The sequence below is a fragment of the Chitinophaga jiangningensis genome (assembly GCF_900142605.1).
Lineage (GTDB): Bacteria > Bacteroidota > Bacteroidia > Chitinophagales > Chitinophagaceae > Chitinophaga > Chitinophaga jiangningensis.
This window is the reverse complement of the sequence record NZ_FRBL01000013.1, coordinates 91971-113445: the sequence shown is the minus strand read 5'-3', so window position 1 is coordinate 113445 and position 21475 is coordinate 91971. Positions and strand designations below refer to the sequence as shown.

Below are 21475 nucleotides of genomic sequence, written 5' to 3'. Positions count from 1 at the left end.
CCTTACATCCTTACTACCTTTGCAGATGGAAAAAATTTGAGCGATGGAACAGACGATTACAGAAAAAAGACCCATTAACATTACACATCCCGGCATCAGCAACGGGCTGGTGATGCTGATGGCCATCACCTGCGGCCTGGTAGTAGCCAATATCTACTACAACCAGCCACTGCTGGTGCAAATTGCAGAAACCTTTCATCTCACCATAAACCAGGTAAGCATCATAGCCACCATCACACAGGTGGGCTATACGCTCGGACTACTTTTTATAGTGCCGCTGGGAGATAAGACAGAACGACGTAAACTCATACTGGTAAAAACTTTTGGTGCAGCCATATGCATGATTGCAGCCGCCTTTTCAGCCAACTTTTATATGCTGGTTGCCGCCAGCCTGTTTGTAGGCATATTCTCCTCCGTACCGCAGCTGCTGCTGCCCATGGCAGCCACCATGGCGCCTGCCACCTCACGGGGAAAAATTGTAGGAAAAGTAATGAGCGGCCTGCTCATTGGTATTCTGCTATCCAGGACCCTCAGCGGCTTCATTGGCGCTCACCTGGGCTGGAGGGCTGTATTCCTTATTGGCGGCCTCGCCACTGCCGGATTGCTGGCGATACTAAGCGTGAAACTGCCTAAAAATCCACCTACCTTCGAAGGTAGCTACGCCAGTCTCATGAAATCACTGATTACACTCACGAAAGAAATGCCTACGCTACGACAGGCCGCCATCACCGGCTTTTGTATGTTCGGTGCATTCAGCGTGTTCTGGACCACCCTGGTATTCCTCCTGGAAGGCAGTCCCTTCTTCTTCAAAAGTGACATGGTGGGCATGTTTGGCGTAATAGGCGCCTGCGGCGCGCTGGCGGCCCCGCTGGCAGGGAAATCGTCCGATAAAAAAGGGCCGCATTTCACGATCCTGCTCGGCATCATCGCCGCCATAGTGGCGTATGTAATCATGGGATTCTCCGGCACCTCGCTGATAGGCCTGATCGCCGGCGTAATCCTGCTGGATGTAGGCATGCAGGTAACGCATATCTCCAACCAGTCAAAAGTATTTGCCCTCAATCCGGAAGCCAGAAGCCGACTCAACACCGTATATATTTCTAGCTCCTTTGCAGGCGGCTCTCTGGGATCGCTGCTGGGCGCCCGCGCCTGGAGCGCCTACGGCTGGCCGGGCGTATGCGTGCTGGGCACCTCCATTATACTCTTTGCATTCCTCATAAACATTAAAAAAAGCAAACAGTGACTATGCTAAAAAAACTCCTCTTCGCCGGTATTGCCTCACTTGCCTGTATACACGTACAAGCGCAGGAATCCGCCGATCTCATCATCCGCTCCGTGCAGGTGATTGATGTACATACCGGAAAAATTAAAGCCGGGCAGTCCATCGTGATCCGCCACGACAGCATCATTGCCGTGAACGACGATAAAAAAATCAAACGCTACACGGCTGCGCGGACCTTTGACGGTGCAGGTAAATACGCCATGCCCGGGCTGTGGGACAACCACATGCACTTCGGCGGCTGCGATACCCTCGCAGATGAAAATAAAAATTTTTTGCTCCTATACCTCGCACATGGCGTAACCACCATCCGCGATTGTTCGGCAGATATCAGCGACCTCGTGATACAATGGAGAAAGGAGGTGAATAACGGTACCCTGCAAGGCCCTACCATCTTCACCAGCGGCCCTAAACTGGAAGGTTATAAATCCCTCTGGCTCAACGACCTGGAAATAGGCACTTCTGCAGAGTTACAACAGGCGCTGGACTCCCTGCAAAAAATCAAAGTGGATTTCGTAAAGGTGACGGATAATACACTGAAGAGCGACCTATATTTGGAAGCCTTACGGGAAGCGCGTAAACGTGGATGGGCCGTATCTGCACATATTCCCTACACCCTTACGATGGACCAGGTTACCGCGGCAGGACTCAGTGCTGTAGAGCACCTGGGCTATGCCTGGAAAGCCGGAGTGAAAGATGAGGCGGATCTCTCCCAAAAAATTGCCGCAGGAACAATTAAAGGCCGGGATATTAACAAGTATATCCTTGCCAACTTCGACAGTGCCGCCGCCATGAAAACCTATCGGATGATGGCTGCCAGGGGCACGGCTATCACACCCACACTTACACTGCCTCACCTGATGGCCTGGCTGGATGTAGACGACCACTCCCACGACGACTACCTGCAATATATCGGCAAAGGCATTAAAGGCACCTATGCATGGCGGGTAAACCGCGCTATGCAGGACGATTCCACGGCGGTGGCCTTCAGAAAAGAAGTATTTATCAAAACGGCGGCATCGCTGAAACTGCTGCAACAGGCAGGGGTGAAAATTATGGCAGGTACAGATGCCGGCTATCTCAACTCCTACACCTATCCAGGAATTGGCATACATGAAGAGCTGGCACTAATGGTAAAATACGGTGGTATTACGCCTTTGCAGGCATTACAGGCTTCTGTCATCAATTCTCCGGCATACCTGCATAAAGATAGTTATGGAGCCCTCGCAGCCGGCAAAAAAGCAGATGTATTGCTGCTGAACGCAAATCCGCTGACAGATATCAATAATACCCGTAAAATATTTGCGGTGGTAACGAAGGGGAAAATGCTGGACAGGCAGGCGCTGGATAACCTGTTGCAACAGGTGCGCATTGCCAATAAGTAAACTCGCTACAGATAGCCACGACCGCAGGTCGGGCTATCTGTAGCACTTTCAATCTCACCTTCGGTGAGATTGAAAGTGCTACTTTATCAGATTAAAAAATCTCCTCCACCTGATACTAGTCTTATCATAACTCAACCAAATCATCGTCGCTTTCCCCATCACATGATCTTCCGGTAAAAATCCCCAGAACCGGGAATCTTCAGAAAAGTGCCTGTTATCGCCCATCATCCAGTAGTAATTCATTTTAAAGGTATAGGAAGATGCTGGTGCTCCATTGATCATAATTACGTTAGTGGAAGTATCCAGTTTGTTATGCTCATAAGTGGCAATCGCCCTCGCATACAGGATAATGTTACTGCTGTCCAGTGGAATGGTGAGGCCTTTTTTGGGTATAATAATAGGTCCAAAAAAATCTTCATTATACTGATGCTCAAAATCTTTCGGGAATATGCGGGAATCCCGGTCGGGACTGTGGATCACCGGCTCGATATTATAGCCCAGCTGCCTTAATTTCCGAACTACTGTCGGCGTAAAATAATAGCGGAATTTAGTGCTGTCGCCGCGCATCTGAAAAAACTTCCGGTCGATGTCCCATTCATTCAGCAGTGAATCCGGCAACCCTTTACATTCATTATCGAAAAGAAAATAAGGCCGTTGGGAATGTGCCGGTTCGTCCAATGGAATTCGATTAATGTATACAATACCAGCGTTAATTTCCAGCGTATCGCCGGGCAGTCCTATACAGCGCTTAATCCAGGTGGCACGTTTATCAATAGGCCGTATATCCGGGGGCGGAAATTTCTCCGGGTGCAGTTCCCGGTAATAGTCCACGTCTTCTCCCTGTTTGCTGGTCAGCACAGTATCCCCTACCGGCAGGTTAAACACTATTACATCCCCGCGCTGCACTTTGCCGAAGCCCGGGAGTCGCTTATAGGGCCAAATCACCGCTGTGCTGTAGGGCTTCACGTTAGGAAAAAAAGGCATCCTGGCCTGGGTAAACGGCAGCGCCAGTGGCGTATTGGGGATACGCGGGCCATAGCTCAGTTTACTCACAAAGATATAATCGTTGATCAGCAGCGTTTGCTCCATGGAAGGAGAAGGGATCATGAAGGCTTCAAACAAAAAGGTTCTGATGAGGGTGGCGGTTACCACGGCGAAAATCACGGCCTCCGTCCATTCTCTGAGTATAGATTTCTTTTTCTTTTCGCTTGTTTCCTTCTGGGGTTGGCGGGCAAGAAACTTCATCCGTAAATCTGATTTTAGGTGCCAATGAATGTACTAAGGGGGACTGCGTTGGCTTCGCAGCTTTTGATTCCTGGCGCAAACCGGCCGTTGCCTTTGGCGACGGCCGGTTTGCGTACTAGCGATGGCCACAGACCATCGCTAGTACGCAAAAGTTATTTCTTTTTTACTACCTTGTACCACGTAAAAATATCCACGTTATAATATTGTTCTTAGTATGAATCACTCAAGACGTTTATTCCTCCAACAGGCTGGCCTGGCCACTGCCGGACTGCTATTGCCCGGTGGCATTTCCGCCTTTGCCAAAGGCAATGGCTTACCGAAAAAAGTGGGCATTCAGCTGTATACCATGCGGGAGCAGCTGGACAAAAACCCTACGGATACGCTCACCCGGATTGCTAAAATCGGCTACCAGGAAGTGGAAACTTATTACGGTACACCCGGTACCTACGAAGGTAAATTCTGGGGTATGCCGGTAAAAGAACTGAAATCACTGCTCTCCTCTTTAAACATGACCAGTCCGAGCGGTCACTATGGACTTAATAATTTTCTCACCGAAGGCAACGGCAAGGATGAGGAGCTGAAGGCACAGGTGGAATATGCCGCTGAGCTGGGTCAAAAATATTTCGTGATTCCGGCATTACCCATGCCTCAATGGGATGCAACGCCCACCGCTGATCACTACAAGTTTATTTCCGGGCAGCTGAATAAGGCTGCTGAATATTGTAAAAAGTCAGGCCTGCAGGTGGCCTTTCACAACCACTTTTGGGAGTTTAAACCACTGGCTGACCAGGCTGGCAGTGGATATGATGTGATGCTCAACAATACTGATCCCGGAAAAGTATTCTTCGAACTGGACCTGTTCTGGGCCATTAAATCCGGCTATGATCCTGTGAAGCTTTTTGCACAGGCGCCTGGCAGGTTCTTCGCACTGCACGTAAAGGATATTGACAAGGCTAAACCCGAAGTATTGGTATCGCCTGCCACAAAAGATAAGAAAGCCATGGAGTTGTTATCCATGGCCTCTTTTGCGGACGTAGGCACCGGTGCGGTGGATTTTAAACGCATCCTGGCGAAAGCGCCGGCAGCGGGGGTTAAACACCTGTATGTGGAACAGGATGTGATTAAAACGGATCATTTCCAGAGTATAACGAATAGTTATGCTTATGTGAAGCATACGTTGTTGAAGTAACTGTAAATTTTAATAAAAGCGGGTAAAAGGGGACCGAAGGTCCCCTTTTACCCGCTTTATTTTCCCGTGCCTTCGGCACGGGAAAATAAAGCGGCGAAACTTTGCTCCTTTTAAAGCTTTGCGAGAAAATACCCTAGCTTTGCAGCAAATTTACGTTGTTACATATGGCGATGCACGAAATAGAAACCTTGGTGGAAACCTCCATCCTCTGCCTGGATAATAGTCAGGACGAACTGGCCGATTACAGAAGCCTTATCTTCAACCTGTACCAGCTGCAAGACAGCTTCGATACCGGTTTCACCCATTTCCGGGTGATGGATATACTGATTAAACATCGCTACGTATACACCTTCCCGATCACTGCTCATCCTGCTTACCTGGAGCATACCGCCTTTTTCGACGGCCTTGCTGCCAGCCAGAAGTTCAGCTTTATATATGCCAACCCGGCTAAAGAGTGGGACGCCACTGCCAACCCGGTAGCCGGCTATGCTAACTACGACCATGCTACCGGAAAATATATTCTTTACTGCGATGCCGGCTCCCTGCTGTGGTCAGCCATGGTGGCGGCGGGCACCATCACCGGTAAAGATGCGCTGGCACCGGAGCCGATGGGCTTTTTCCACCTGGCACTGACTATTACCGAGTTTGCTGCCGCACAGCAGGATAAAGACCTGCTCGGCCTATGGTACCTGCTGCTGCCATATATGGTGATGCAGGCAGAGCAGGACGGTATTCCAATTCAAACAAAAGATCTGGAAACGATATTCAACATCATCGTAAATCAGGATGCCATCCCGCATGAAGGACTTCCTTATATTGAAGATATTCCGAAGGGTGGTGAGCTCGGTGCATTCTGCGAATGGTGGTACGCTCCTGCCAAAGAGTGGATGCCCACAGAACCGGAAGCAGCAGAAGAAATTGACCTGGAAGCCATTCCATTTACACAGGAAGTGGAAAAAAGCGCCCACTGGTACTCCCAGCAGGTAGTAACACTCATGGAAACTGCTACCAATGCCATCCAACAGATGGAAGAGAATGGCGGTGATGAAGCTACCCAACAGGCTATACAACAACAGCTGGCGGCGGCACTTACCTACGCCAACAAAGGCCTCGAAATAGCGCCTGGTGAGCCTAATTTGCTCATGAATAAAGGTTCCATACTCATGCTCCTGCAGGACTATCCTGCGGCCATGGCCTGCTACGATGAAGCCCTGACGGCTGCTCCCACCAATCCATATGTGCACCTGAACAGGGCCATATTATTCTATCATATGGATCAGTTCCAGGAATCAAAAGCCTCTTTCGAAAAGCTGCTGCAACTGGAACCTTCCAATGAGTTTGCGCAGCAATGGCTGCAACACCTCCGCGAAGAAGGCTACTAATCACGTATTCATCCATACAGACGGTTATTTCCACTCCTCATAAAAAAGTGGGAATAACCGTTTTTTTATATAAATTTCAATACAGGATGTAACTGTAAATCAAACTGTATATTAGTGTATGATTAAAGAGCTGGAAGATATTGTTCGTGCATATGAAGAAGCCAACCGCAACGGCCTGCGTACCGCGCTGGCCACCGTTGTGCATGTGGACGGCTCCGCGTATCGGCAGCCGGGCGCCAGAATGCTGGTAACGGAAAATGGAGAACTGACCGGCGCTATCAGCGGTGGCTGCCTCGAAGGCGACGCCCTGCGCAAGGCGCAGCTGGTGATCATGCAACAACAGCCCATGCTGGTTACCTATGATACCACTGATGAGGATGATGCACAACTGGGCGTAGGCCTCGGCTGTAACGGCATTATTCACATCCTGCTGGAACCCATTGTGGCAGCGGATGCCAACAACCCTATCCATCTCATTCAACTTATTACCGGTAACAGGCAGGAATGTATTTTAATCACCCTGTTTAATTTAGAGAAGCGAAAAGAAAGACAGCCGGGAACGGTGCTGCTCCGCCGGGACAACTACGTGGACGGCTATACGGATAATTCGCCGCTCTGCGCTGCCCTGCTCCGTGATGCACAACTGGCTATGGACGAGCAGGCCACACTGATCCGCACTTACATCTCCCCGGAAAATTCACAAACAGCCTTACTCTCTTATATCACACCTGCAGTACAACTGCTGATCGCCGGCGCCGGCAACGATGCACAGCCGCTGCTACACATTGCCCGCATCATGGGCTGGCAGGTACACCTGCTGGATGGCCGCCCCAATTACGCCACAGCTGCGCGCTTTCCAGGTGCCACCCTCCACGTTGCCAAAGCCGCCGAAGCATTGCAGGGCATTAACGCAGACGCCTATACGGCCGCCGTACTGATGACGCACAACTACAATTACGACCTCGCAATGCTACAGCAGCTCGTGCAATTTCCTGTTCCCTACATCGGGGTGCTGGGGCCCGCGAAAAAACTACAACGCATGCTGGAGGAAGCGGATAACATTACAGCTATACAACGGGCACGTATATACGGCCCTTCCGGGCTCGACATCGGCGCAGCCACACCGGAGGAGATCGCCCTCAGCATTGCAGCAGAGGTAAAGCTGGTGATGAGCCGCGGCAACTACAAAGGTGCCTCCCTGCGGGATAAAGACGGCGCTATCCACAGCAGAAGAGCACAGGTGATCACGAGTCAACATATCTGATATGACAGGCATTATCATCCTCGCCGCAGGCGCTTCACAACGACTAGGCCAGCCGAAACAACTACTGCCCTTCCGCGGCAGCACCCTGCTGGGAAAAATAACATCTACCGCTATTGAAAGTAACATAGGACCTGTACTGGTTACACTCGGCGCCTTTGCAGAACAGGTTAAACCTGCACTGGCCAGCCTGCACTGCAAAGTAACGGTGAACCATCACTGGGAAGCCGGCATGGGTAATACCGTCGCATTTGGCGTAACCGAATTTTTACGTATATACACTAACGTTAGTAAATTGTTTTTGCTGGTATGCGACCAGCCTTTTATTGATGCGCGACTCCTACACCGCATGCAGGCACTCCGCTCTCCCATTGTGGCCTGCCGCTACGAATATAACATCGGTACCCCCGCCCTCTTCAGCGAACCCTACTTTGCAGCATTACAAGCGCTGCAAGGCAGCACCGGCGCTAAAAAACTCCTCACCACCCATAAAGACCAGGTTGCCACCATCGATTTTCCGGAAGGAATCATTGATATTGATACCATTAAGGACTACCATGAACTGCTGGCGCAGTAAACCAGAAATTTTTTTTGCGGAATAAAACTTTAACCTATATTTGTCTACAAGTTTGGTAGACTAATAAAATTCAATACCATGATTACCTACACTTCAACTACATCCATGGCTGCTTTTCGCAATACTGCGAAATATGTGACTTTGTCCGTTGCCAAAGGATATTGTTGTTGCTGTTAATCCCTCCCCCAAACACTCTTCTGCGGTAATCCCACCAATATCCGCTTCAGCTTTACAGCATCATTGTTCACCGCCAACAAAACATTTTCGTCATGAAAACGAATAACCAACCCGTATTCCGTCTGGACCAGACGGTAACAGATGAGCATCTTTCCTGGTTTAACCAGTATGGTGTAATACAGTTTCGCAACTTTATAGATGCCGATACTGTAGCATTATTAGTACGCGAAGTGCAGGAAGTACAAAACTGGCTGCTTCGAAATGATATTCAAAAAGTAAATGGCATCCCGCTGAAATTCGGCACAGATGCGGATGGCACGCCACTTATTCAGCGCATCGCCTTCGCATCGCACTACAGCAACGTCCTCCGCGAATTCCTGCAGGACCCGCGCCTGCAATCGCTCACCAAACTGCTGGGCCCTTATAGTGGCCGCATTGGTGAAGATGAAAAAGACGGGCTGGTGGTAAATCACTATGTGAACTCCGCTGCCAGTCAGTTCAAACAGCTGGGCTGGCATACAGATAGTCCGCGGGACCTCTTCCTCGGCTCACGCATCATGCCTATGCTCAATGTTGGCCTGCACCTGGACAACTGCCCAGCTTCCAACGGTGGCCTGCGGGTACTTGCCGGCACACATCGCCAGGGCATATGGCGACTCCTCTTCAGAAAAAAATATTTCATCGATAACAACCCTGATAAAAACGAAACAGGATTTGATATAAATGCAGGTGACCTGACTGTACATGACGGCAGACTATGGCATCGTGTACAGCAGTCGCCGCATGTGGGCGAAGCAAGCCGCCGCCGTGTAATGTATATCCCCATCATCACCGGTGAATACCAGCCGAAACATGCCGGTAGTCCCACCCCGTTTTATCATAAGCTCGCGCACCTGAAGCAACATCTGTACGGTGCCAAACCAGCATGGGCAGCTACAAAAGCCAAGCCGGAAGGAATACTGGAACCCAAACATTAAATCACTGAATATGTCATATGCATTAGTAACAGGAGCTGCCAAAGGCATCGGAAAGGCCATAGCGGCAGCCCTGGCTGAAAAAAATTATCATCTGTTGCTGGTAGACCTGGACGGGGACGCCCTCGAAGCCACTGCAACGGAAATCGCCGGGCTATATCACGTAAACGTACACACGCTGAACCAGGACCTTTCCGCGGCAGCTGCCATCGAAGAAGTATTCCGCTGGTCGTCGCATTTTCACAATCGCCTGACGGTGGTAGTGAATAATGCCGGCTATGGCCTGAATGGTGCCTTTGAAAAAATTCCGCTGGCCTCACAGTTCAACGTCATCGATGTAAATATTCGGGCGCAGGTGGGGCTTTCGCATGCCTTTATTCCGGTGCTGCGGCAATTTAAAAAAGGATATCTGCTGAATGTGGTGAGTACCACCGCTTATCAAACGGTGCCCTATCTGAATATTTATGCGGCTACAAAAGCTTTTGCGCTGTCATTTACACGCGGACTGCGTTACGAGTTACGTAACAGCAATGTGTCGGTAAGTGCGTTGAGTCCTGGCAGTACGGATACGGATTTCGTAAACCGTGCCGGCATGAATGCACGTACCCGCAGGATTGCTGACCGCTTTAACATGACGCCGGAATCAGTAGCTAAGATAGCATTGAAAGGCCTGTTCAGCGGTAAAGCAGAGATCATTCCCGGCTTTACGAACAAACTGAACGCCTGGTTACCTAAATTCTTCCCGAAAGCATTAGTGGAAAAAATTGCAGGAGATATTTATGAACCGGCAGCCAATGCACCGGCCCAGGCAAATGTAGTTACGAGTAAAGCTCCTGCTCTTCAGTAAAATAGGTACGGCCGCCTTTGTCCACATGCTGAATGGGATAACCACCGGGACTTTTTTCTTTTTTAGGTACATGTACCTGCATGAAGTCACGCACCTCGCCGTTGGTTATCCCCGGATGCGTTTTATTTATTTTCTTGATCGCATCCTTCAGGACCTTACGGGTGGCAGTTACCAGGTCCTTCAACATCTTTGGCGGAATGGCCTTGCCGACAGAAAATGGTGAAATCTTTGCCGTATACAGGATTTCATCGGCATAAGCATTGCCGATGCCCAGTACATTTTTCTGATCCGTCAGGTATTTCTTGATGGTAGTTTTCTTTTTTGCCAGTTGCTCCTGCAAGTACTTATCGTTAAACTCCTTTGAAAGGGCATCAGGCGCCTCTTTTTCAGGCGGATCCAGTGTTAGGTGTGCCGCACGCTGGAAATCGGTTAATGCCAGCGAAATACCGCCTGTAAATCGCAAAGTGGCAATGGTAAACTTTTGTTCCTCATTTTTTTTAAGGAGATATAATTTTCCATGCAACATCATGTGCATCGCCAGCACATGATTCTTCCCGAAATAGAAAAACAGTTCTTTCCCGTGCCTGGCTATCTTTTCCAGCTTCTGCCCTTCCAGCGCTTTCTTTAAAACAGCAACCTTCACTTTCAGATGTTTGGTAACCGGCACCTCTATTTCCTGCAATTTTTTGTTTTGCAGGGCGGCAGATAAGTTTTGCTGGAATACTTCCAGATCAGGTAATTCAGGCATGGTTGAAAGTTTTAGGTTTGTGCAATTTGCCGGATGCCTTCGGCATCCGGCAAATTGTGATTGGTCAGGGCCATCGGCCCCGATCCAACACGAAAACAACAAAACGTAAGCCTTAGCTGCTTAACTGCTTATGCTGCTTTGCGAGAAAAAAGATCAAAATAAAATTAAGCTTTTATCCTCACTTTAACGCGCCCGCAAATCGCCATTGCGACTGGAAAGACGGACTCAGCGCCTGTTTAGTAATAATGGCTCTGAACATTTCTACAGGGATAGCACCTTCATGCAGAAACGTATCATGAAATGCCAGCTCTGTCATTTTTCCGCTCGCCACTACTTCTGCATGCAAGGCACGCAACTGTAATCCACCCATCATATAAGCAATTTGATATAACGGCCCATAACCTCCGGTAAACGAGCGGCGCACTTCCGACTCCGCACTGAACGGCTCATGCCCTACACGATCCACCAGGAAATCAATACACTGCTGCGGGGTCCATTTGCCCAGGTGGTAATTTAGGGAGAAGATAATGCGCGCGCATCTGTGCATCCGCCAGAATAACGCACCTATCTTTTCTTCGGGGGTGGCATGAAAACCTTTATCCCACAGGAGCATTTCCCAGTAAAGTGCCCACCCTTCCACGGAAAAGGGTGTATTGAACATACCGCGGTAGGATTTGTAACGCTGGTTCATATAGCCTTGCAGGTTATGACCGGGAATCAGTTCATGAAACACCGTAGCGTGTGCAAAGCCATAATTATTGCTGCGCAGGCTCATCTCCTTTGCACTTTCCTCCATATCCATAGTAGGGTAGGCAATCAGGATAGAAGCACCTCCCAGGAAGAAGGGCGCAAACCGCTGCTGCTCCCTGCTCAGCATAAACATCCGCCAGCTTTCCTTAGCCAGCTCAGGTATCGTAACCAGCTTGCGGTCTTCCACAAACTTAATCGCCTCATCCGCGAGGCGGTGAATCAACTCCGGTTGCTTACCCGGCGCCACATAATTTTCTTTGATCTTTGCCAGCGCCTTTTTCCAGTCCTGGCCATAGCCCAACGCCGCAGAGGCTTTCAGCATTTCCTTATCACACCATTCAAACTCCCGGTTAGCAATGGCCACCAGCTCTTCCGGGGAATAAGGAATCATTTCAAACTGCAACAGATCTGTGAGTGCTTCTTTACCAATCGGAGCACCTTTAATTCCGCTTGCATCCAGGGATTTATCAGCTTTATCCGCCAGCTCAAAATTCAGGAATGCGGCATATTTGCTCAGTGCACTGTCTACTTTCTGGTAAGGCTCTTTCACCCACCAGGTAAACTGCGGATCGTAGTTGTAATAAAAATCATACACATTCTGCAAACCCTTCTGAAGACTGGTAACAATAGCGGAGGCCTTGCGGAAGTCGGCCGCTGTGAGTTGTGTATTTTTGGCAGCATTCCCCCTTGCCGTACCGATGGCTTGTTGCACCTTGTTCAGGGTAAAGGCTACCTGCTGGGCATCCGGCGTGTCGCCCCGGCGGCGCCGGATCTGCATCTGCATAATATCATCTGCAAAGGGTACCAGCGGCAATACCTGCGTGTAGGCCTGTGCGTTCAGATCAATCTCCTTTATTTCCTGCCGCATATTCCGTTGCAGCAGGAGGTAATCCACCTGTTCCGTGGTTGACAGCTCCCGGAACCTGATCTGCTGCATTTCATCCAATATACTGTTGTAGTACTTCCGCATACGCGTATAGTATTCCGGGCTGTCCTGGAAAATATACACCTTGTTCAGGCCGTTCACATCCGCCTCTACGCGCTGGATCAGTTCCGCCACCGGCTGCCCCGGCGCCGCAAAAAGATAACAGGTACAAACAATCCCGAGGGTAGTCAGCAATATTCTCTTCATATGTATAAAGATTAAAAAATAGATGCCAGCGCCACCTGCGCAGCGCCGTCACTCACAATTATGGTGGATATACAATTGGTTGATTTGATTTAAACGAAACGAAGTCCAAAGTTAAAGTCCTTAACTGCTAAGGATTTACGGATATTGTCCACCAATAAACCAACTTTGTCTTTAAAGAATAAATATATACAATTTATTGACCTATGTAAATCCAATGTTAAAACCAGTTTCCAAGCGGACTCAAACAAGGTTTTTACTGCATTTATGCGGCAGAAATTCGGTAAATTCGTAATTCGTGTTTTTTAAAATCCATAAAACAAAATATGTAAAACAATTAAAACATTACGGCGTGAAATTGAAAAAGAAGCAAGTGATTAAACCGTTAGTGTTTGCATTTACAGTATGTGTTTTTGCATTCCTTATTACCACCTTTAGCAGTATTGATAAAACCAGTGCCAGCGCTTACAAAGCCACTACCACTACTCCTGTAGCAGATTCCATTCAACAGCCCAGCCTATACGAAGAATTAGGCCTTGATTCACTCGGGCTGAGTGAGGAAGCGTTTGAAAACGCCATGCAGGGTTATGAGAAGCTGGATAGTGAAGGTAAACTCAAAAATGACAAGGTGATTTCTATTATCGACTTCTCACTGCCCTCCAGTAAGAAGCGTTTGTTTGTGATTGATCTGCAGAATAAAATTGTGCTGTTCAACACGCTGGTATCTCATGGAAGAGGTTCAGGTACCCTCAATGCCAACGCATTTTCCAATCAGCCAAACAGCTTCAAAAGCAGCCTGGGCTTTTATGTAACCGGCGATACCTATATCGGTCAGCATGGTTACTCCCTCCGACTGCTGGGTGAAGAGAGAGGCATTAATGATAATGCACTGGCCCGTGGCATTGTAATGCACAGCGCCGCCTACGTAAATGAAGCGCTGGTTAAAACCCAGGGCTACATTGGCCGCAGCCTTGGCTGCCCGGCTATTCCGGAGTTTATCCACAAAAAAGTGATCGAACGGATTCGCAATGGCAGCTGCCTGTTCCTCTATAGTCCGGATAAAGCATATTCCATGCGTACGAAACTGCTGGAAAAAGATACGTTAGCATCTTAGATAAACATGTAGTAGAGACGGGCTGCGCCCGTCTCCCAAATGAAAAGAGATGGGCTCAGCCCATCTCTAAAACTCGAGGAGACGGGCGCAGCCCGTCTCTACAACGTAACAATAAATTTCACGGCACCATAATTACCTGCTTCCGGACGCATGTAGTAAGTCCCGGCCGGAAGGCCTGCAACCGTTACACTGTTATTACTCCCCTTTACCACTCTCACTTTCTTTATCGTATGCCCGTTGCTGTTAGTAATTACAACATTGCCATCCATGGCCGATTTTACATATACCGTACTGGCCGCAGGATTTGGAAATACTTCCAGTGCCGCAACAGATCTGGTTTCGTTTGTATACAGCGGTGCCCTCATCACTGCGTTATTGCTGAGCGACTGCAAGCCTTCGATCAGTGATAACGATGGCCTGTCACCCGGCAACGCCGATTCATTGGCGTAAAACGTGATATCAGAAGTACTGGCATCTGCATTGGTAAGGTTACCATAAATATGAAACACCAGTACAGAATCGCCCTGATGAATACGGCTCAGCAAACTATCTTTGGTGAGGTTCCAGGTCATCCAGTTACCGCCATAATAGAATCCGGCATTGAGCGAATCCAGGTGGGCCGAATCGGCTACCCACTTATTCCAGGTCAGGCTGTTGGCATCTGAATTATCCCAGTTACCTTTTGCTGCCCACTTTACTACCAGGCTGGTTTTCCCTCCATTCGTGTTTACGCTCCTTACTTTTAAATGTAATCTCACCGTATCTACATTGGCTAAATTGCCCGCATAGTCACTCAGGCGGAATTTCAGGAAAGTCTCCCTTTTATAACCGCTGTTAGGATCCGGCTTAATTGCCAGCGATGAGTCATTCCCGAAATTAGTAGTAGCACTACCACCGTTACGGATATACGTATCCGCTACCGGCGTAATACCCGCCGGCCTGGTGGACGGGCCGAAGTTGATGTCGATCACCGGGATATTGTTTTCAAACCGGTAAGGGAACACCAGTTCCTTCGATGATCCGTTGGTAAACACAAATTTGATGCGCAGCGTGTACGTGCTGTATTTCTTCCAGAATTCTGCTACCGGCATGGCTACATTAAAGCTGTCGCTACCCACTTTATTTGCCACCCAGGCCAGCTGATCGTAATTGGCGCCATCGTCGTCCTGGTCATTGTAAATGACAATATTACTCACTGTTTTAGTGGCCGTAAATTTCCCTGACAGGTTGATATTTCCGTTACTGTAATTCGAGTGGAAATTTATAAACGAGGCGGTTCCGCCGCCATAGAGATCGCTGATGGTATCCTCGGTTCTGAACACTTCGCAGGTATGCAGTACGGCGCATTCTCCCGCCGTGAGGAAGGTAGCAGCGCGGCCGTAGGTACTGTTGCCACTGCCCATCAGGGCAGTGCCCTTTGCCGGGTCGGCCTTTTCTGAAACGCGTTCCTTGTCGTGCGGCAGGTTTAATCCATGCCCCAGCTCATGCACCAGGCCACCTATATAAGCAGAGGTACCGCCGGTAGCGAAATAATTGGTGTCGATGTCAGGGTTGTCGAGGGCAAAGCACCAGCCATTACCTAACCCGTAAAACGGATTATAGCCCGACTGAGGAAGGATTACCAGTGTATGCGTACTGTTTTTTTCCCCTGGGTTGGCAGCGAAATAAGCGTTTACTTCCGGAATAATTTTGGAACCACCGCCGTCGTAAGGGTACTGTGTTTTATCGTACAATCCCCGGAGGATGCTGATTTTCACCAGGCCGTCGGAGTCTTTGCGCATACCAAACGTTTCATTCGTATAGCCGTAATAGTTCATCCACTTGCGGTAAAAATCCTGTGCCTGCAACATTATGCCGTTTAGGCGTTGGCGGTAGTTGGCTACCGTATCCACATCGGTAGGCAGGAAGTAAATGATGTTCAGGTTATGCTTCCTGGTTTCCACCTGCCGCTGCGGTGGTGTGGTGGGGCCGTCGGTATGGTAATAGATGGTCAGTTGCGGGCGCTGCATGGGGTTGGTCCATTCCCGCGAATACATGGAGGTATTGGCGCCGGAATTCAGCCGCGTATATACCGCAAAAGAAACCAAAGAATCTCCCGAAAGGGCCGACTGCACCCTGCTTTGTAAGCCTTTCCAGGTGGCGCGGTAAGGGGTGGAATCCGTCATAGCAGTAGCCGGCTTAGGCACTACGCTCAGTGTATCCGGCCCTATGCCTGGCTTGTTGTTCCAGGTAACGGTGGTTTCCGTCCAGCTGTTGGAAGCTACCGGGAGCACGTGCCACATGTGCCCGCTGCCCGACTGCGAATAATACACGGAGCCCTGCAAAAAGGCGGAATCAATCACCGTACCTGCCGGAAGGCCCAGCCCTGAAAGATTGAATTTCAGGTAGGTTATCAGGTTGTAGACTGAACTGTTGCTGGACTGGGAATAACGGAAACGCAACTGCGTGGAACTGCCATAGTTGGCATTTCGCGCATCATCAGCGGTGTTGCTGTTTACATAGGTGTCTTCAGACGCCGTGATTACTTTAGTTCCTGATTGGGCCCAGGATATACGGGCAGAGAAAAGAACGGGCAAACATAGTGTGACCGCACGCAAAAGTGTAAACAATTTGCTCATTGTTCAGTTTTTTGGTTAATAATCAAAAACTTTTGCGATGATCGTTACAATAGATAAAAGGGGCTATCCTATAAATATATAATATTTTTTGAAGCAATGATTTTTTTTGAGGGAATTCGCTGGAATGCTTCAGCATACACCTGTGACAAAAAAGGGTGGGCCGGGCCGGGCCGGCCCACCCTTTATCAGAAGGGCCGAAGGCCCTTCTGATAAAGCCATTTATAACACTCTCCCCATCAACGGATCAGTAATACCTTCCTTCCCTGTTTCCACACGCCCTGCAAAGCGCTGTTCATACTGCGCACTACCAGCTACGGTTATACGTACATCATACCACTGATGGCTTTTTGCCAGGTCAATCATCAGCACCGACTTCCCTTTTGCAGCCACCGTAATTTTAGTTTCCCCTTTGCCGTACGACATATCATGGGCGATGATTGTCAGTGGCGTGCTGCCCTGGTTTTCGATATCAATAGCCAGGTTTCCGGTTAGTTTACTCCGACTGGTTTTACTACGCTGGTAATCGCAGGCAATGGATACAGCGGGATCATTGGCATTGCCTTTAAACTCCCGGAAGTAGCCATTAGCACCGTATACAGTCAAATGATAATCACTGTTTTCAAATTCCTGCAGCGGCCACGTATCCCGGATGGTATCGCCGGCTTTTACAGCGTAGGACCATGCCCGTAGTGGGCCCAGCTGGTTGGTATCCTGCTGGATATAATTTCCCGGGGCATATACGTTAAATGGCGCACCGGCAGCTTTCGCACCAAACACCTCTTTGGCAGCGTTGAAGCTGATTTCAAAAGCACGCTTATCAGCGCTCAGTTTACCATGCGTATAAAGCTGATACGGCAATGCGGAAGAAGGTTTGGTACCTTTTTCCTGCTGCGGCATCCAGCTGGATTTTTCAGGGTTATTATTCACTACTGCTATTTCTTCCGGCGTTAAGGCCTTAAAGTTGTCCGGCAGTTTCTTGAATTTCGCATTGTAAATACTTTCAACTACCTCGTTTCTTTCTTCAAACGGGAGCTCAACTTTTTCACCATTGTAAGGTCTGAAAACGCTGGACAGGTCGCCACACACTGCACGGCGGTAAGCGGTAATATTCGTTTCCCGTATAGCCTTGCCCGTTTTATGTTGCAGGAAGTTTTCCAGGAACTGCAATATGGAAGTATGGTCGCATACTTCTGAATTCACAAAACCTCCCCTGCTCCATGGTGAGGCGATCACCAGCGGCACCCGGTATCCGAGCCCTATCGGGCTTTCGCGCAGGGAGTTTTTACCTACATGCGATTTTTTCTTTTCTTCTTCCAGCGTAACATATTCAATTGCGGTGTCTATACCTTCAGAAACCTTACCGGTACCGGGTTTAAACGGAGCTGTAAATGGCGGCACGTGATCGAAGTAACCATCATTTTCATCATAGCATAAAATGAAAATGGTTTTCTTCCATACCTCTTCCTTTTTAGTGAGAATATCCAGCACCTCCGATACGTACCAGGCACCATACCACGGTGCACCCGGATGGTCAGAGAATTCGCCCGGAGCCACCAGATAGGATACGGTGGGGAGCTTACCGGTGTTTACATCCTCGCGGAACTGATGCAGGATATCACCTTTAGGCACCGTTACTTTTCTTACCTGGTCACCATCTTTATATTCGAGGGTTTCCAGTTCATGGTAGTCAGGATCTTTGCTATTGGTAGTAAATGCACGGTTATGCAGTTCCTGTTCTCTTTTGCTGAGTTTAGCGAAATTTTCAGGTGTATATTTCACGGCATCTTTTTGCACGCGCTCCAGCTCCTGCTCTGCCCTGGCAACGGCTTTGCTCAGTTTGGTATGTTCAGGCGTGCCGGCAGTAAGGCCTGCCAGCTGCTTTTTTTTCTCCGCAATAAATCCTGGGAGTTGTTGCTGGCTACGCTCCAGGTATTTCATATAGCCGGTAGAGTAGCGCACATTATAAGCCGCAAACCATTCGATCGGGTTATCCGTGAAGTTGGCCAGCATCCCGTCTTTTTCGCCTTCCAGCTGTGCGGCGCTGATCTCGTTCTGGTAAATACGCCAGTTCACGCCAGCATCCTGCATGCGCTCCGGGAAGGAGGTCCAGTGTGCTTCCGCGCCGTAATCCACATCCTCATTCCATACGTTGGCCTGGGAATCGGCATGCTGCTCGCTGCGCAGTGTGCCTGTCCACAAATACAAGCGGTTAGGTGTGGTACCCGTCAGGGAAGAGCAAAAGTTCTGATCACAAACGGTAAAGGCATCTGCCAGGGCGTAATAAAAAGGAATATCTGTTCTGTCGTAATAGCCCATGGTGAGCGGCATAGGCGCCCATTCCTTGTTACCGCTGGCTTTTACCAGCAGCCATTTATCGTAGCGGCCGTTGTTGCGGGCGTCTACCTGGTTGGACCACGAATGTGGCAGACTACTCATCCACGTGGCCTTGGTATCTTTGATGTTTAAACGGAAAGGCGCAAATGTTTCGCCGGCATGATTGGTTTGCAGCCAGACTTTATTTTTGTTTGCGAGGGTGATGGCACGTGGATCATTGAAACCGCGCACCCCTTTCAGGGAACCATAGCAGTGGTCAAAGGAGCGGTTTTCCTGCATGAGGATCACTACATGCGCTGCATCCAGGTAGGTAGTGCCAGGCTGGGGATTAATGGCCATTGCACGCTGAATAGAACCGGGTACGGCGCTCCATACACCGGCAGCACCGGAAAGCAGGGCCGCTTTCCTGATAAAATCTCTTCTTGTATCCATTTTCTGATTTTTCATGTTCACTGCAGCAGCCTCTAACAAGGCATCCCGCAATGGGCTTGAAAATAGGAAATTATTGGAGAGTGGGCAATTAAGTCTGGGTTAATTACATAAGCGGTTGTTTTTTAACCCGATTTCCGCTTTGCCTTCGGCAAAGCGGAAGTCGGGTTGGAGGGAGGCCACTGGCCTTCCTCCAACCCGAATAAAAAAGCCTGCTGCAGATGCAACAGGCTCCTAATTTTATATTGTATAGCTGTTAATTCGTAGCGTTTGCCGGTATGATGGTGATTTTGATCCTGATGGTACCTGACGGTAAGGTAACGGGGGCACCATTTACACCTGCTGCTTCTATGGATACAGTTCCGGGTTCGTACAGGAAGGTGAAGCTGGTATTCTGGTATACTTCGGGCAGTGCCTCAAATACGCCGTTTCCTCTGTCCATCGCCACAACTACCCCATCAGATTGTGCGGTATTTTGTGTTAATTCCGGCGTTGTTACGAGGAAATAATAAGTTTTACCTCCATCATCCGTCTTCCATTGATTAGCCGCAACATCAGCCAGAATAGTGGTGCTGGGTATCACTTCGTTGTAGGTTTTGGTACAACTCGATGCAGTAAATAGTACAACTACCAGCATCAGCAAAGGGTATAACCATTTTTTCATATAATATAGATTGAATGTAGATGAATGAATGATAATCTGTTCTGCTGTTTCCATACCAAATACGATGCCATAAACCGGGGTGAGCCAATACAAACGGATAAGCCACGGATTCTGAGCACTCCTCACTAACAGCATAACAAAGGTATCAGGGTAAATCGACTGTTATCAGCACAACAATCAGGAAGGACATAAGGTTGTAAACCTACTTATTAAAGATAACAAAGAAAATGATCATCTCCGCTAAGAAATTATGTCCTTCCGCCCCCCCCGTTCATCTATATTCTCACTTGCACGCCGCCCTGCACCCCTGCAAAGATGCCGTCGAACGTGTTGTTACTACGGCTTTTGGACCAGATGTAGTTGCTGATCAGATCCGCACCGGCTCCATCTTTGATGTGTACAAAATTGATATTAGGGCCGGCGAACACTTCAAACCTTGAACCAAAACGGTAGGCAAGATATCCGCCTGAAGTCCATTTGCTGTAAACACCTTTTTTAAAATCGCACAGAATCGTTTCCGTGCCTTCTACATTCAGCCTGAGGCGGTTTAGCAGCGGCAGGTGCCAGCCGATACCGGCCTGCAGTGCATAAAGATTTTGTTCGCTCTTAAAATTATAGCCCACACCCAAAATGCCATACAGAGAGCGGCCGCCGGATTTGAAAGCAGCAATGGTGGTAGCCGATTCATCGATCGACAATGATACCTGTTTTTCCCCATTGCGAATAATATTTACGATACCGATGGGGTAATCACTGCTATCTGCAATATTGATAAAACCCGCCAGCTGCACACCTTTCACCTTTTTGGCGATATTGATAAAACCGGCTATCTGTAATTTTGTATCGGCCGCCTTATTGGCAAAACCTGCTATCTGCAGCCCGTTTACGTTTCCAGCTGTATTTACAAAACCAGCCAGCTGGATACCGTTCATTTGCTGCTTCACAAAATTACCGAAGCCGGCTATCGTAATTCCATCAGCCCGTTGATGGATAATATTCGTGAAACCTGCCAGTGTAACGGCCTTGTTCGTATGTCCGATGTGGTTGGAAAATCCTGCGATCTGTACACCGTGTGCTTCATCTTTGATAACACTGGAAAAACCTGAAACAATAACACCTGTTTCTCCATATGATAAACCGGCAATCGCATGCAAAGAAAACCTGTTCGTATATTTGGCAGCGTTGGTACCATTCGTACTCAACGGATATACAATACCTACATGTGCAGGTGCATAATAGCTAGTCTGGGCATAGGTTACAACCATCACACATATCATCCCCAACGTCAAAAAAAATGTTTTCATATCGTTTATTATTAAGTGAATTCCTAATAACGACACGCATATGAAAACATACCCCTATTATCTGTAGTA

General features: G+C 48.7%; 16 protein-coding genes. 9 read left to right on the top strand and 7 right to left on the bottom strand.

From position 1 onward, the window contains the following. Positions 1–43 precede the first annotated feature (43 nt). Positions 44–1243 carry an MFS transporter gene (locus BUB18_RS27620; protein ID WP_073087389.1) on the top strand — a complete coding sequence of 400 codons (1200 nt, stop codon included), beginning with the start codon at positions 44–46 and terminating at the stop codon, positions 1241–1243. Positions 1244–1245: 2 nt separating this feature from the next. Then, the gene (locus BUB18_RS27615) at positions 1246–2664 is read left to right on the top strand and encodes an amidohydrolase family protein (RefSeq protein ID WP_073087387.1); all 1419 of its coding nucleotides are present in this window, start codon (positions 1246–1248) and stop codon (positions 2662–2664) included. Between the two features lie 78 nt (positions 2665–2742). Here the strand turns inward: BUB18_RS27615 and lepB are convergent, their stop codons facing one another. After that, the gene (gene lepB, locus BUB18_RS27610; RefSeq protein WP_073087385.1) at positions 2743–3909 is read right to left on the bottom strand and encodes a signal peptidase I; all 1167 of its coding nucleotides are present in this window, start codon (positions 3907–3909) and stop codon (positions 2743–2745) included. 214 nt (positions 3910–4123) lie between these two features. On the opposite strand from lepB, the gene BUB18_RS27605 reads away from it, so the two are divergent. From BUB18_RS27605 to BUB18_RS27580, 6 genes are all read left to right on the top strand, one after another. Next, positions 4124–5098 carry a sugar phosphate isomerase/epimerase family protein gene (locus tag BUB18_RS27605; protein WP_073087383.1) on the top strand — a complete coding sequence of 325 codons (975 nt, stop codon included), beginning with the start codon at positions 4124–4126 and terminating at the stop codon, positions 5096–5098. Positions 5099–5262: 164 nt separating this feature from the next. Beyond that, positions 5263–6480 (top strand): tetratricopeptide repeat protein, encoded by a 1218-nt coding sequence (locus tag BUB18_RS27600; protein ID WP_073087381.1) that lies wholly within the window; start codon positions 5263–5265, stop codon positions 6478–6480. A gap of 118 nt (positions 6481–6598) precedes the next feature. After that, on the top strand, positions 6599–7744 hold the full coding sequence (locus BUB18_RS27595; RefSeq protein WP_245805748.1) for an XdhC family protein: 1146 nt from the start codon (positions 6599–6601) through the stop codon (positions 7742–7744). 1 nt (position 7745) lies between these two features. Continuing rightward, positions 7746–8318, top strand: coding sequence for a nucleotidyltransferase family protein (locus BUB18_RS27590; RefSeq protein ID WP_073087380.1), 573 nt, complete (start codon positions 7746–7748; stop codon positions 8316–8318). A 269-nt stretch (positions 8319–8587) separates the two neighbouring features. Then, positions 8588–9472 carry a phytanoyl-CoA dioxygenase family protein gene (locus tag BUB18_RS27585; protein ID WP_073087378.1) on the top strand — a complete coding sequence of 295 codons (885 nt, stop codon included), beginning with the start codon at positions 8588–8590 and terminating at the stop codon, positions 9470–9472. A 10-nt stretch (positions 9473–9482) separates the two neighbouring features. Then, the gene (locus BUB18_RS27580; RefSeq protein WP_073087376.1) at positions 9483–10316 is read left to right on the top strand and encodes an SDR family NAD(P)-dependent oxidoreductase; all 834 of its coding nucleotides are present in this window, start codon (positions 9483–9485) and stop codon (positions 10314–10316) included. Here BUB18_RS27580 and BUB18_RS27575 read toward each other — a convergent pair. Further along, positions 10288–11064 carry a DNA-formamidopyrimidine glycosylase family protein gene (locus BUB18_RS27575; protein WP_073087374.1) on the bottom strand — a complete coding sequence of 259 codons (777 nt, stop codon included), beginning with the start codon at positions 11062–11064 and terminating at the stop codon, positions 10288–10290. The two genes, BUB18_RS27580 and BUB18_RS27575, sit on opposite strands and share 29 nt — an antisense overlap. A 178-nt stretch (positions 11065–11242) precedes the next feature. Next, the gene (locus tag BUB18_RS27570; protein ID WP_143160123.1) at positions 11243–12946 is read right to left on the bottom strand and encodes a DUF885 family protein; all 1704 of its coding nucleotides are present in this window, start codon (positions 12944–12946) and stop codon (positions 11243–11245) included. A 355-nt stretch (positions 12947–13301) separates the two neighbouring features. Between BUB18_RS27570 and BUB18_RS27565 the strand changes: the two genes are divergently transcribed. Next, entirely contained in the window at positions 13302–14057 is a 756-nt protein-coding gene (locus tag BUB18_RS27565; protein ID WP_073087435.1) for a murein L,D-transpeptidase catalytic domain family protein, read from the top strand. Positions 14058–14155: 98 nt separating this feature from the next. Here the strand turns inward: BUB18_RS27565 and BUB18_RS27560 are convergent, their stop codons facing one another. The 4 genes from BUB18_RS27560 to BUB18_RS27545 all read right to left on the bottom strand — a co-directional run bounded on the left by BUB18_RS27560 (position 14156) and on the right by BUB18_RS27545 (position 21406). Further along, complete coding sequence (locus BUB18_RS27560; protein ID WP_143160122.1) at positions 14156–16675, bottom strand: CBM96 family carbohydrate-binding protein; 2520 nt, start codon at positions 16673–16675, stop codon at positions 14156–14158. Between the two features lie 219 nt (positions 16676–16894). Continuing rightward, positions 16895–19441 (bottom strand): phosphocholine-specific phospholipase C, encoded by a 2547-nt coding sequence (locus tag BUB18_RS27555; protein ID WP_073087370.1) that lies wholly within the window; start codon positions 19439–19441, stop codon positions 16895–16897. Between the two features lie 253 nt (positions 19442–19694). Beyond that, entirely contained in the window at positions 19695–20102 is a 408-nt protein-coding gene (locus BUB18_RS27550; RefSeq protein WP_143160121.1) for a hypothetical protein, read from the bottom strand. Positions 20103–20377: 275 nt separating this feature from the next. Beyond that, on the bottom strand, positions 20378–21406 hold the full coding sequence (locus BUB18_RS27545; protein WP_073087367.1) for a hypothetical protein: 1029 nt from the start codon (positions 21404–21406) through the stop codon (positions 20378–20380). Between the last annotated feature and the right edge of the window lie 69 nt (positions 21407–21475).

Bases quoted from the DNA above. Each gene is read 5' to 3' on its own strand.
- BUB18_RS27580 (WP_073087376.1), top strand. From the start codon at position 9,483: ATGTCATATGCATTAGTAACAGGAGCTGCCAAAGGCATCGGAAAGGCC.
- BUB18_RS27585 (WP_073087378.1), top strand. From the start codon at position 8,588: ATGAAAACGAATAACCAACCCGTATTCCGTCTGGACCAGACGGTAACA.
- BUB18_RS27550 (WP_143160121.1), bottom strand. From the start codon at position 20,102: ATGAAAAAATGGTTATACCCTTTGCTGATGCTGGTAGTTGTACTATTT.
- lepB (WP_073087385.1), bottom strand. From the start codon at position 3,909: ATGAAGTTTCTTGCCCGCCAACCCCAGAAGGAAACAAGCGAAAAGAAA.
- BUB18_RS27605 (WP_073087383.1), top strand. From the start codon at position 4,124: ATGAATCACTCAAGACGTTTATTCCTCCAACAGGCTGGCCTGGCCACT.
- BUB18_RS27595 (WP_245805748.1), top strand. From the start codon at position 6,599: ATGATTAAAGAGCTGGAAGATATTGTTCGTGCATATGAAGAAGCCAAC.
- BUB18_RS27590 (WP_073087380.1), top strand. From the start codon at position 7,746: ATGACAGGCATTATCATCCTCGCCGCAGGCGCTTCACAACGACTAGGC.
- BUB18_RS27615 (WP_073087387.1), top strand. From the start codon at position 1,246: ATGCTAAAAAAACTCCTCTTCGCCGGTATTGCCTCACTTGCCTGTATA.
- BUB18_RS27555 (WP_073087370.1), bottom strand. From the start codon at position 19,441: ATGGATACAAGAAGAGATTTTATCAGGAAAGCGGCCCTGCTTTCCGGT.
- BUB18_RS27545 (WP_073087367.1), bottom strand. From the start codon at position 21,406: ATGAAAACATTTTTTTTGACGTTGGGGATGATATGTGTGATGGTTGTA.
- BUB18_RS27620 (WP_073087389.1), top strand. From the start codon at position 44: ATGGAACAGACGATTACAGAAAAAAGACCCATTAACATTACACATCCC.
- BUB18_RS27560 (WP_143160122.1), bottom strand. From the start codon at position 16,675: ATGAGCAAATTGTTTACACTTTTGCGTGCGGTCACACTATGTTTGCCC.
- BUB18_RS27600 (WP_073087381.1), top strand. From the start codon at position 5,263: ATGGCGATGCACGAAATAGAAACCTTGGTGGAAACCTCCATCCTCTGC.
- BUB18_RS27570 (WP_143160123.1), bottom strand. From the start codon at position 12,946: ATGAAGAGAATATTGCTGACTACCCTCGGGATTGTTTGTACCTGTTAT.
- BUB18_RS27575 (WP_073087374.1), bottom strand. From the start codon at position 11,064: ATGCCTGAATTACCTGATCTGGAAGTATTCCAGCAAAACTTATCTGCC.